The 12,556-nt window shown below is 50.5% G+C and carries 8 protein-coding genes; 1 reads left to right on the forward strand and 7 read right to left on the reverse strand.

The features are described 5' to 3' along the window. Positions 1-7: 7 nt before the first annotated feature. From KPC83_RS07010 to KPC83_RS07030, 5 genes are all read right to left on the reverse strand, one after another. A complete protein-coding gene (locus KPC83_RS07010; RefSeq protein ID WP_216278536.1) occupies positions 8-751 on the reverse strand; it encodes a LytTR family DNA-binding domain-containing protein in 744 nt (247 codons plus the stop codon). Between the two features lie 78 nt (positions 752-829). Next, on the reverse strand, positions 830-2,161 hold the full coding sequence (locus KPC83_RS07015) for a histidine kinase (protein ID WP_216278537.1): 1,332 nt from the start codon (positions 2,159-2,161) through the stop codon (positions 830-832). A 13-nt stretch (positions 2,162-2,174) separates the two neighbouring features. Continuing rightward, positions 2,175-3,362: a glycosyltransferase family 2 protein gene (locus KPC83_RS07020; RefSeq protein WP_216278538.1), complete on the reverse strand. Its 1,188-nt coding sequence runs from the start codon at positions 3,360-3,362 to the stop codon at positions 2,175-2,177. 80 nt (positions 3,363-3,442) lie between these two features. Beyond that, positions 3,443-4,012: a QueT transporter family protein gene (locus KPC83_RS07025; protein ID WP_216278539.1), complete on the reverse strand. Its 570-nt coding sequence runs from the start codon at positions 4,010-4,012 to the stop codon at positions 3,443-3,445. 98 nt (positions 4,013-4,110) lie between these two features. Further along, the gene (locus KPC83_RS07030) at positions 4,111-5,379 is read right to left on the reverse strand and encodes an MFS transporter (RefSeq protein WP_216278540.1); all 1,269 of its coding nucleotides are present in this window, start codon (positions 5,377-5,379) and stop codon (positions 4,111-4,113) included. A 300-nt stretch (positions 5,380-5,679) separates the two neighbouring features. On the opposite strand from KPC83_RS07030, the gene KPC83_RS07035 reads away from it, so the two are divergent. Next, on the forward strand, positions 5,680-6,624 hold the full coding sequence (locus KPC83_RS07035; RefSeq protein WP_216278541.1) for a zinc dependent phospholipase C family protein: 945 nt from the start codon (positions 5,680-5,682) through the stop codon (positions 6,622-6,624). A gap of 188 nt (positions 6,625-6,812) precedes the next feature. Here the strand turns inward: KPC83_RS07035 and KPC83_RS07280 are convergent, their stop codons facing one another. Next, on the reverse strand, positions 6,813-11,696 hold the full coding sequence (locus KPC83_RS07280; RefSeq protein ID WP_216278542.1) for a S8 family serine peptidase: 4,884 nt from the start codon (positions 11,694-11,696) through the stop codon (positions 6,813-6,815). A 404-nt stretch (positions 11,697-12,100) separates the two neighbouring features. Then, positions 12,101-12,301 (reverse strand): hypothetical protein, encoded by a 201-nt coding sequence (locus KPC83_RS07045; protein ID WP_216278543.1) that lies wholly within the window; start codon positions 12,299-12,301, stop codon positions 12,101-12,103. Positions 12,302-12,556: the final 255 nt, after the last annotated feature.

A 12,556-nucleotide genomic window follows, 5' to 3' on the forward strand; every position in this document is an offset into this window, starting at 1 on the left:
CCTGCCATTACAAACTCAACGCCTTTTTAAGCGGCGCCACGCGACGACGTGACACCGGAATGAGGTCTTCAACACCAATAATCCCCAGCTGAGTAGCGCCCGACAGTACTGTCTCAACATCCTCAACGTGGCTCAAATTAACTATGTAGCGGCGATGCACCCTGAAAAACCCAAACTCAGACAGCTTGGATTCAAATTGCGCAAGCGAGGTTGTTGATAAAAACCTATCGTCATCGGTAAAGATGCAAGAGTAGTCGTCCTTTGCCATGATATATAGAATCTGGTCAACCGGAATAAGCACCTTACGCCCGCTCTTCTCAACCGGAATGCGCTCAACAGAACTCGTTGTTTGGCTAGTAACCGGTGGCTCTGGTGGCTCAGGAATCGGCTTTGCACGTGCCAAAACTTTCTCTATGGCTCGCTCAAGGCGGTCTTCCTCAACGGGCTTCATGAGATAATCGACAGCATCAACCTCAAAAGCCTCAAGAGCATGGTCACTGTATGCAGTTACAAAAACCACCGCTGGCGGATTCCTCAGCTTTCGGAGTGCTTCAGCCAGTTGAATACCAGAGACCCCTGGCATTGAAATATCCAAAAAGACAACATCGACGCGGCTGTTCATAAGAGTTTCAATAGCCGTCCGCACACTCGATGCCTCAGCAATTTCGGCGATTTCGCCCGTTTGCTCTAACAGATATTTCAGCTCTGAGCGTGCAGGTGCCTCATCATCGACAACCATAGCTCGCAGCATGCATCAGTCCTTCCCACGTCGCATTCGCTCGCGCGTCTCACGGCGCATCAGTGTCTTGCCTTCTGCCGTTATTCTACCCTATGCAAAGATGCTTCCGCGTAAATCAAGATGAAGTTTAATCATCGTTCCCGCGCCTGGAGTTGATAGAGCCTTTGCGGTAGAACGCGGTCCATAAAAACGCTTGATGCGCTCATGAATATTATGCATAGCAATTCCTGCTCCCCCGCCCTGTTTTTGGTCAGAGCGCGCGGAGCCAAGGGTTCGTTCAAACAGGCGCGAGGCAATTTCTTCGTCCATGCCCACGCCATCATCGGTAACAGAAATATCTATACCATCACCGCCATCAGTTGCAACCGAGACTTCAATATGCAGGGGACCTTCGTCGCGCATAGCGTGGCGCACCGCATTTTCAACCAAGGGCTGAATAACAAAAGCAGGAATAGGGGTATCGTCGGCACCATCTTCAATATTAAAGCAAACAATAATGCGGTCCTCACCAAATCGCGCTCGCTCAAACAAGAGATAGCGTTTTGTCTGAGCAATCTCACGCGAAACCGAGATAAGCGACCCCGAGGTATCGAGCGTGGTGCGATAAAACGAAGCAAACTCCCGAAGCAGCTCGCGTGCCTGCGCAGGTGCGGTACGGGTAAGCGAGGCAATAGTGTTAAGCGTATTAAACAAAAAATGAGGGTTAATTTGCGCTTGGAGTGCCCGCAGCTCAGCGCGTGCTACCAGCTCTTCTTGCTCCTCTAACTCATGAATAGCAAGTTGTGTTGAAATAAGCTCTGCATAACCAGACACAAGTGCATATTGCGTTTGGTCAACATCGCGGGGTCGACGAAAATAAAACTTAAGCGCCCCTATCGAGCGACCACTCACCTGCAGTGGCACAACAATGCCCGCCGGAATAGTATTAGTAGCTCCTGTTTTGGTACTTTGAAACGTCCCTCTGGTAAAAGACTGAGCAATACCATGTTCTATGGCATAGTGCGTTGCAGGCGTATGAATGGCTGTACCCGGCGTAAACTCATACGACAAATCGCCCGCGCTGGCCAAAATGCTTGTGGTATCGGTTACCGCAACAGTCATGGCGCGCGTTTCGCTGAGTAGGCGCTTGCAAACAGAAAGCGAAGCCTCGGGCGTAAGACCATGACGAATATCTTCGAGCATGTCTGAGGCAATGCTAAGCGAGCGCTCGGTATATTGCGAGCGCAGCATATCGGGGCTGCGCACCAAGTAAATAAAGAAGCAGACAAATACCAAAAGCAAAATAGAAGCAACAACCATGCTCAAAGGATTTGCGTGTATACGCAGGGCATATACGAGATACACCAGCAACAAGAGAACGCAAAAAATCGAAACGCCGCGCAAAATCTGCGCCGTGTTAATTCGTTTCTGCATGTCTTGCATCTCAACCGCCTAGCTACGCGCCTAACAATACCTGCCCTAGCTTAGCATCTCCCCACAATCCATTCATGATGGTAGGCCAAAAACGTTGGAAGGCAAGATAGCGATGTGCGTTTTCGCGTGCATACTGCTTGGCATCCGTCAGACCATGGCGCCAAATCTCGGCATATGCACGGTGTTCGCTCGTCAAAAAGGAGCGAATCAGAGCCGTTTTTTGAATACGCTCATCAAGTGCTTCGGTAAGCCATGGACCTGGATACGGCATAAGCGCAGCAGGTGTGACCTGGTTAAACTCGCGCTGACGAGCAGCAAAGGCAAGCTTTTCGCGCTCATACACCCACCGATAAACATCTTGCATAAAACGACCGGCGTACTCCCCCATATGCGCAGGTGGTTCATGCCACAGTGACCACTGGTTGTCAAACCACATGTCATAGCCAAAGAGCATAAGGTTAAAGAGGTAGTCGAGGTCCTCGCCACGGGTAATGTAGGGGTCAAACGCCACGCGCATATAGGCGCGCGCCGAAAGCGCCATGCAGCCGCCACACACATGGTTTGACCTCGAAATACGTGTTCCGGCAAGCGCTGCACGCATCCAGCGATTAAACTCAATACGCTTGGTCCACCAACGATAACAAGGTCCCGCCTTGGTGGTATCTGCCAAGGGAGAACCCGCACTGTTATAGAAGTAGCCGGTCTTTGCAATGATGGGGCGACGCTGGCGCGTTTCTTGGTTAAGACCATATAACCCGCGCTCGACAAAGTCGGCATCCGTAATGAGCTCGTCGTCATCTATAAACAAAACGGCATCATGGCCCAAAATACTTGCAGCAGCGAGTCCCATATTGCGAATGGCTCCATAGCCACGCAGCGATATACCCTCGCCAATTGCCCGCGGCGCAAGCTGAGACACGCGCTCCATGATGGGACGCGCTTCATCGTTTGTTATTATCACAATATTGAGCGCGGCATGTGCTTGTACAATTGAGCGCACACGCGCAGCTACCTCAGCAGTTGCCGTAAGAGGACAAACTACCAGCAGCAAAATACGCTCGGTGATATGCGCTCGCTCAAGCGAATTAAGACAGCGTTCAAGCTCGGGGGAAGAGTCGTTAAGAGCGGTCGCATGGTCATAGCTAAACTGCCCCTGAGCAGCTAAGCCAGCTCCCGTCCAATAACTTGGAACTACCAAGACAGGTCTCACGTAGTACCTCCCCTCTCGCGAAGGATATGCGCACACCGTGCCGGGAGCTACAGGTCTAGCTGCTCATTTGGCACTACCGCTTAGCTTGACACCTCTACAGCATGAGCGCCAAACGGTGAACGGTCAAGCACATAAAACAAGGGACGACCCAATACATACATGATAACCGCTTCTCCTGCTCCTGTTGCAATGAGACCAAAGACATACATTGCAAACCATGCGCCATCAAGCTGTATGCTAGTAAACGGAATGGTGTAATACCCAATGCCCATAAGCAAAATAGGAAGATATGCCGGAACAATCAACGCGTTGGTAAGTACTGGTCCTGCAAGCGCAAGCAGGGGTTTTTCGCGCAACTTCCACGAGATAAGCGCACCAATACAGGTTGCAAGCGACCCAAACACAACGTCAAGCAGACCAAGCGCACCCGAACCGGTGATAACCATGTTAATAACATTTGCTATAACGCAGCCAAGTGTAAGCCCTGGTATTGCGGCAGGCGTGATAAGCGCCAGCACGCACAGTGCTTCTGACACCCTAAACTGTATGGGACCCCACGCCAAGCTGCCTAAAAAGAGCAGAGATGCCAGAGAGGCAGCAGCGTAGGCGGCGGCAATAATACCGACACGGGCAAGATATGATGCTTTCATAAGAACCTTCTTTTCATCGAGGGCTTTACTGATACACACCCATCGACGCTCAGGCAACTACAAAAACACCTTGCTGCTATCAAGCCATCTTGTGGCCATCAAGATGCTGATGAGAGCTCTGCTTGCTTTTGTAAGCCTGCAAGCTTGATGAGTATAACGAAGCCCACAAGCAGCAAAATCCCGATGGAAAGCACTCCTAAAGAAGGATCTTGCGTGAGCGACGTCACCACCGATACTAGCAGAGTTCCCATGACTGAGGCATAGCGACCAAAAATGTCAAAGAAGCCGTAATATTCGTTTGCTTGATGCTTGGGTATTAGCTTGCCAAAATAACTCCGCGAAAGCGCCTGGATACCGCCCTGAAAAAGACCAACCAAAAAAGCTAAAATCCAAAACTCCACTGCGTCTGTTAAGAAAAAAGCTGCAAATAATACAATGCCCACGTATGCCAACACCGCAACCATAATCATGGTGAGTGTCCCCAATTTGCCCGCTAGACGACCGTAAATAATGGCTGAAGGGAAGGCCACAAACTGCGTAACCAAAAGCGCCAAAATCAGCTGCGTGCTGTCAATGCCCAGCGATGCGCCATAGCTGGTTGCCATCGAGATAACCGTATGCACGCCATCGATATAGAAGAAAAATGCCACCATATAGAGCAGCAGCACCTTATTTTTTGCAATGGCGCTCATTGTGTTGCCAATGCCTTGGAAGGTACTTTTCATGTTAACGAGAAACTTCTCTTTAACCGTGCGCTCCTTGCCATGTACCTGACGGTAGGTTTTAAGCAGCGGAATGGTAAAAACAAGCCACCATGCGCCGGTAATTACAAAGCTCAAACGCGTACAAAGCAGCTTATCGAGCCCAAGTAACCCTGGACCGCCAAAGATAAGACCCAAGCACGCAATAAAAGGAATCGTTGAACCTACATAACCCCAAGCAAAGCCCGCGCTTGATACTGCGTCCATACGCTCATCAGTGGTAATGTCACACAACATTGCATCGTAGAAGGTCATAGACGAGTTGAGCCCCACGGTGCAAAGCACATAGATTATTAAAAACGCAAAAGCAGACAGCGGCAAAGCCTGCGCAAAACAAAGCACCAAGCCGGTTAAGAAAAAGCCCAAGAAAAACTTGATTTTGTTTCCCGCATAATCTGCCAGCGACCCCAAAATGGGCATGAGCAGCGCCACCGCAAGCGAGGCGATGGTTTGCGCATTGGCCCAAGCACTTACAAGGTCAGCCGACGACGCTCCGGTATTGATGGCACTAAAGTAAATGGGGACTACCGAGGTGTTGAGCAGCACTAACGCCGAATTGCCAACATCATACATAACCCAGTTGCGTTCAAGCGCACTAAATTTCACAGAGCCTCCTTGGCCGAACCTAGGGCATAGTCTACGACATGAAGAGCTGGAACAGGTGTATGTTTTCTTTCAATGTAATGATTTTGTCGCTCAACTCTTGCTGAGAGCTTCTATAGGCTTGGTTTACCTGCGGTTTTTACTGAGGCTCGCGCACGCTTGTGATAGGTTTGAACGTAGTAAAACCTCTCCTTGCTCGCGCGTAAATGCAACATATGAAGACCTTCTGCAAGAATATCGCAGGTTTTGAGCACGCCGAGTGGGGAATAATGGCATCACATTCCAACGAAAGGCAGTGAGCATATGCCAGCACTCATGACCCACCATTTATTTGGTGAAGAAAGTATTGAACGCCTGCCAGGCGGCCTGATTGCAAGTGAAGAAGAGCGGCTTGCGTTTTTACTTGCAAACCAAGGTCCTGACCCGTTCTTTTTTCATGTGCTCACGCTACAACTCCCGCTTACGCAACGCCTTGCGCATGAAATGCACAGCTCATATATAACAAAGCAGTTTGAAAGTCTGCACCGGGCAATTACGCATCTGCCGCCCCGCGATGCCGCGCTTGGGCGCGCGTTTGTATTGGGGCTGCTTTCCCACTATGTACTAGACCGCAACGCCCACCCCTATGTGTATGCAATGCAGTGGGGAATCCAAGCGGTTGATGAGGATTTAGAACATGCTGGCAGTCAGGTTCATGCAGTCATTGAATCTGACCTCGATGTATACATGGTTCAGCTCAAGCGCTCGGGGGCTACCACTGCTGATTATCCACCGGTTGATGAGCTGGTTACAACTGAGCGCATCAATAAGGTAGCAGGAGCGCTAATTGCGCATATGGCGCGTGAGGTATATGACCTAGAGATTAGCCCGCGCTCCTTTGGTGATGCCGTGCGTGATATGCAATATATATATCGTCTCATTGAGCCAGCACAGAGTAACAAGAGTTTTGCAATCCAGCAGCTAGAAGGGTTCGCACATCGTTATTCTATGCTTGGAGCGCTGGCACATCGGGTAACTAGTGAGCCACCCGCGCGCACCGCAAATCTCAATCACATACCGTGGGAGCACCCTTTTACGCATGAAGAAAGCTCTGAGAGTTTCCCTGAGCTTTTTGACCGTGCACTTCTTGATTATGAACAGGCAGCAGAACTCTTTGTTGAGGGAGCTGACTTTGTAGCAGTAACGCGGCGCATAAATTATTCTGGTCGATTGCTGGATGAATCGGAGATTTGCCTAGAGCGCGATTAGCGGGGGGGAATGCAGCAGGGTAAAAAGAGCAAGCGGATAAATGTAGCTTGAAAAACCGAGGCGTGTACTGCCCTCAATTCTAAAACGGGTGCCACACTCTGCGGCACCCGTCATACTCTCGCGTTGTACATTGACCTGCATATATGCTGCAGGCTTAAACCTTGGCTTTCTATAACACTATTGGTTCGCTATAGACCTTTGCTCCGCTTATGCAAAGCAGCAGCGCCAATACTAGCTGTGCCCAAGCATGCGCTCAGCGCAACAATAAGCAGCTGTATATCTCCTGTCCGAGGCAGCCCTCCTCCCAAGCGGTCTGTATGAGTGGCTTTAGCTCCAGCAGATACACCTTGCTGACCCGCGCCTGCAGCAGCGTCCGCCTTTGCATCTGCACCAGATGATGGTTTCTTTTCAGTATCTGTCTGAGCACCAGCTTCTGGAGCAGGAGTTGGCATAGGGCTTGGAGTGGGGTTAGGAGCCGGATTAGGGTTGGGGCTTGGCTGCGGGTTTGGATTGGGAGTTGGCTCTGGACCCGGTTGTGGTGTGGGGTCAGGTATGGGTCCCGGCGTGGGGTCAGGTACTGGGTCAGGAGTTGGATTTGGGTCAGGCTGCGGGTTTGGCTGCGGCTGAGGGTCAGGCGAAGGCTCAGGGGCTGGCACTTCCTCAACCACCGACGCGAGCGCACGAATCATGAACGAACCCAGCTCACTTGGGTCATTCCATGCGCCATTGATGTATTTGAAACTCGCTCCCGTACCATCAACCTTTGAATCAACCGCCAAGTACAAAGCGCCCGAATCTGGCTCTTCCACCTGCGTATACGTTACATAATATGAGCCCTCAACCTGCACCGGCACGGGTAAACGAGCCTCAGCCCATGCACTTCCCGGCAGCAGCTTTACGGTTGCATCGAAAGGTCCCGCTAACAATTTACCCGGCAAGCCATCAGCACCATCAGCCGACCAAATTGCATACTTGAAGCGCGCTCCCTCCGCTGAGGCATTATCCTTCGCGTGGAAAAGATAGCGCACTGCTTCAAGCTGCGTGCCTGGCTCTGCACTAAACTTCACCGCAGCAGTCATACCCACGGGCGCGTCGAGCAGAGTGGTGTCGCCCGTACCGCTATCGTGTGCAAACTCAGTTGCCGGCTTGAGCTCCCGTGATGCTTTGAGCTTTATAGTTAGCGCATCAACCGCGCCACTATCAGGAACTTCAAACGCTTGCTCAGCAGCAATAAAGCCTGCAGCATCAGCTCGAACAATATATGACCCAGGTAGCAAGGCCTCAAACTTCACCTGAGAACCTGTTGCACGCTGCAAAGGCTCAGGTGTGCCCTTCTTATACACGCTCAACTGCGCCTCAACCGGCGCACCAGCGCTATCAACAGTTGACACATCTACTGCTCGTTCATCTGCTTTTTCAAGATACATATCATGGTGTACCTCTTCGCCCGCACGAACACTCACCGTGTCAGTTCTGGTGATATATCCCGGGGCAGATGCACTCAGGCGATGCTCGCCCGCGGTCAGCATCATGCGATACTCGCCGCTTCCCGGCGTTGACTGCACCGCGCTATTACGCTCAGGAGCACTCACGCGAGCAGAAATAGGAATCCAGCTATCTTGCGCTGCCATCTCGCCTGCCTGAGATGCAAGGCGTGTGGGCTGAGCAGCTCTATATGCATCTGGTAGCGTTTGTGTAGCAGCACCGGCATCTGCCGCGCTCTCGGCTAGACCAAGGCTTGCCGCAGAGGGCACCACCGGGTGAATCTCCTCAGCATCGGCTTGGTCAATAAAGGCAACGTCATCAATATACCAGCCGCCACAATTTGCATCGCGATTATCCGTGCCCGTTTCGAGCACAAAGCGTACCTGGGTGTTTGCCGTGCAATATTCTGCCGGAATATCAACGCCGTCCAAATACCAAGCATTTGCAACACGCGCTTTTGCGTTATCAATGCTTGCTTCGTTTAGCTCAAAAAGTGTATGCCACGTAGCACCACCGTCAGTGCTGACATCAATATGTCCCGTATCGTTGTCGTAGGTGTCCCACTCATCAAAACCTTTGCGTCCCTTTGTATTAAACCAAGCCTGATAGACCATGCGAATATTTGTCTTACCTGCAAGATTAACCACCGGTGATGTGAGAGTATACGTTGCTTTACGAGCGCGATAGTCGTTTAGAACCGTACCGAACACCGTTGGGCTGTCGGCATTCTTGCCCTTTGCCTGCTGGCTCGATGGCGCCTGACCACGAATAACATCGTCGCTCAGCGTTACCTTACCCCGCTCAAAAACGTTGCCCTTAGCGTCGGGAGCAGAGGTCCAACCTTGGTCGCTGCCCTCAAAGTTATACGACGTAAGCACTGAGCCTGCGGTAAAGGTTCGAGAACGTATCTCAGATGGAAGGCTCTCAACGTCGCCCACCAGCGCCGTCGCATAGTAGGTATAGGTCCCAAGCTGTGGCAAGGGGTAATCGGTGAGCGCTACCGTATACTTTCCTGCCTTTGCCCGCGGCAAGGTCAATACCCGCTCAAAGGCACCGTTATTGTGCGCACGATACAGCGCATATGCACTAATAGACTCGTTATCCACCGGTGAAAACTCAAGAATGGTACGCCCATTGGGGTCGGCACGCAAATCCAAATACTTTGATGGAGCCTCGGGACGCTCAGCAGGAGCCTCTTGTATAGCGAGGTCATCGATAAACCAGCCCGATGTTGCCATAGGTGACCACGCAGCTGCACGCAGGCCAAACATCACGCGAATCTTTTTCCCACGATACGCACTCAGGTCAATAAGCTCTTGCTTCCACTCCCCTTGCGTGTTCTTAAACATACGTTGGGGAGCTTTTTCCCAAGTTATATCATCGCTGTGTTCGTTGCTAATCTCACCAATCCAAACCTCTCCCTGATCAAAGAGGGCGCTTTGATAATTGTCGAGTTCATGCCAATGCCAAAACGATAGTTGTGCAGCACGCGTTTCCTGCGTCAAATCGATGGGAGGCGTCACCATTATGGCATCCTGCAAACCCTTATAGCCCTTGCCGTCAAGACCAACCGCTACCAGCTGAGTCCCAGAATGTGGAGCCTTGAGCGGCGACACTGGAGCGCCCCACTTCCACAAAGGCGTATTACCTCCCATTTCAAAGCCGTCAGCCGAGGTCTCAAAATCCTCAGTCCAGCCAATGCCAACGCCTGGCTTTGCCTCAATAGCAAAAGGCTCTGTGAGAGTTTCTTTGCCCGATACGTCGCGCACGCGCAAGCGATAGCGCATATGAGACTGAGTTAAGTCTGCTGGTAGAATGCTTGCGATATAGGTACCACTTAAACGAGTTCCCTCATCAAGGTCCATAGACTTAGACTGCCAGCTCTCGCTATCTGCTGGCGCAAGCTCAAGGACTACCGACGCAACACCGGTATCATCAGACACCTCCGCACGCAGCTCTGTTGCACTTGCCGTATACATTACTTTAATTGGATTATGAGAAACGGTCGGCGCCGCTGCATCGGTGCCACGCACATAGGTTGTACCTGTTACAAAACCGAGCGCCACACTTGCGTCTTTTTGTTGGCGCGCCAGCTCAACGGCAAGACCAGCATTAACCTTACCCGCTCCGTAGCCAAAATTAGGCACAGAAACGTAGTGCTCATCAACAAGCGGCGTTGCAGAGCGCGTTAATACTCCCTCAAGCTGCTCAACACTTAGGTCTGGATTGGCAGACAGCGCAAGAGCAGCTACGCCCGCAACATGCGGACTTGCCATTGACGTTCCGGTGCGAATTGCAAAACCGCCATTAGGAATTGATGACAAAATGTTTACGCCTGGTGCCGAAATATCAGGCTTTACGCCGGCAGCAAACTTTGATGGACCGCGCAGTGAAAACTTTGCCAAGTGGTCATCTGAACGAAGCGCGCCCACAGCAAAACTCTCGGGGAATGAGGCCGGGGTTCCAATTGAGCCTGCTCCAGCTGGGTTTGCAGCCGACATGTTTCCCGCAGAAAACACCGGCAAAATTCCCGCTGCGCGCCACTGCTTAAGCACCGGACGAATAAACTCACTATCCGATGCGCCACCCCATGAGTTGTTAACTATACGTGGTGCCAACTCGGGGTGAGGATGCCCCTCTTTATCGAGCGGAGCAAGCATCCACTGTGCCGCAGCGAGGAGTCTATCGTTGCTTGTCTCGCCTTCTTCATCAAAGACACGAGCGGCAATCCACTTTGCTTTTGGAGCAATACCAAGTACCATTTCTTTTCGCTTGCCCAAAATGGTGCCTGCCACATGGGTGCCGTGTCCTGTTGAATCAACCGGTTTTGATGAATTTCCTACCGGGTCATACCAGCTTGTTTGCCAATCTGTCTGACCAGCACCACGCCACGCATCAGATAGAGCCGGATGCTCTCCATCAACACCAGAATCAATAATGCCCACAACTACGCCATCGCCGGTGTAGGTTTTCATAAGCTCATGGGTTATGCCAATTGACGTGAGATTCCATGGCAACTCAGCTGGTGATGCATCGCTCTCGTTGGCTGAGCGATTAGTTGCATCTGCCGGCTCTTCATCAATAGGCTCGGCTTGCATGGTTTCGTTAAGCACCAGATGGCTCACGCCCGGCTGCTTAATAAGCTGCTCAAGCACCGACTTGCTTGCCTCTACCGCAATGCTATTTACAATATAAAAAGATGTAATATTGCGTGCGCTACCAGCTTGTTCTGCTGTTTGAAGGTATTTCAACACCGGCTTTTGAGAGCGTTTTGCAAGCTCCATGAGAGCTTCTACATGCTGTAGTCGTTGCTCAGGCGTATGAGACGCAAGCGGTGAGCTTTCGGGGGCGTCCAGCTGTTCGGTCATCACCACCATAACCGAGAAGCGCTCATCATCTTTTGCTTTTGCAATAACTGCAGGTAAAGCTGCCGATTTTTCTTGCTGAGCTTTTTGTGGCTTCTCTTGCTTGCTCTCCTGCCACCTTGCGGTTGCGCTTTGCGCCAGTACAACTCGAGGAGCACCAAGTGCGCCTATAGTACATATAAGCAGCAGTACTCCGAGCATTCGACGTAGGCATCGATGCATAGTTAACCCTTTCCATTAAGTTAGAACCTGTTAACTCAAGGTACCTGATTTGTCGATTGTTTCCAAAATTATTCGGGGAAAGGTTGGGCAAGAGCCATGGTCTTGAGAGTATGCATAACGCTTGTACCAGTGAAGATGTATCAAAACTTGGTTATTTTGAATAAAAAAGTTAGCTATAGCATACCGTTTACCGATTATAAGAATTTAGCTCTTGAATTTTTGCATAAAACATGCTTATAAACGTATAAATCTGAAATAACCAATGGCATAAAAGCTATGCAATGCATGCTGTTTTGTAAGGTCTAAGAGCATGCCTTACAGCGAAATACCCCCCGTTATAAGAAAACCCCAGACGCTGTTACGCCTAGGGTTTTGTTGTTAAACGGCATCGAGAGATAGAATAATTATGTCAGCATGAAGTAAATTTCAAGAACAAGCAGTGCAAGCGAGGCAACTATAACAGGCTTTGATTTGCTCCAATATCCCGACAGTAAGAGCATGAGGGGAATGACTATATCAACAACGTGTCCTGCAAGGCCGCTTCCAAAGGGGCTAAACGCACCCAATAAATCCAGAATAATATATCCGCATACCATAATTCCCATGATGTATGTGATTAGGTTATCCCTGTTAGATGGCTCCATTGAATAAATCAACCTCCCCCTATAAGCTAGAACATGACTCTTTCTAGTAATTTACCACACCCCTAATATACTCTTTTTAACTAAGGATTTTGTTTAAATTTATAAGCGGTAGCGTTTTGTCGATAAGCGGCTAGTGTAGGAGTGTCGTTATAGTGTGCTATTTCCATTTTAGATAGAAAGTAGCGAGCCTCTTTTCTCGTTCCGTGTATGGTCTTA

It is taken from the genome of Collinsella sp. zg1085 (assembly GCF_018889955.1).
Taxonomy (GTDB): Bacteria; Actinomycetota; Coriobacteriia; order Coriobacteriales; family Coriobacteriaceae; genus Collinsella.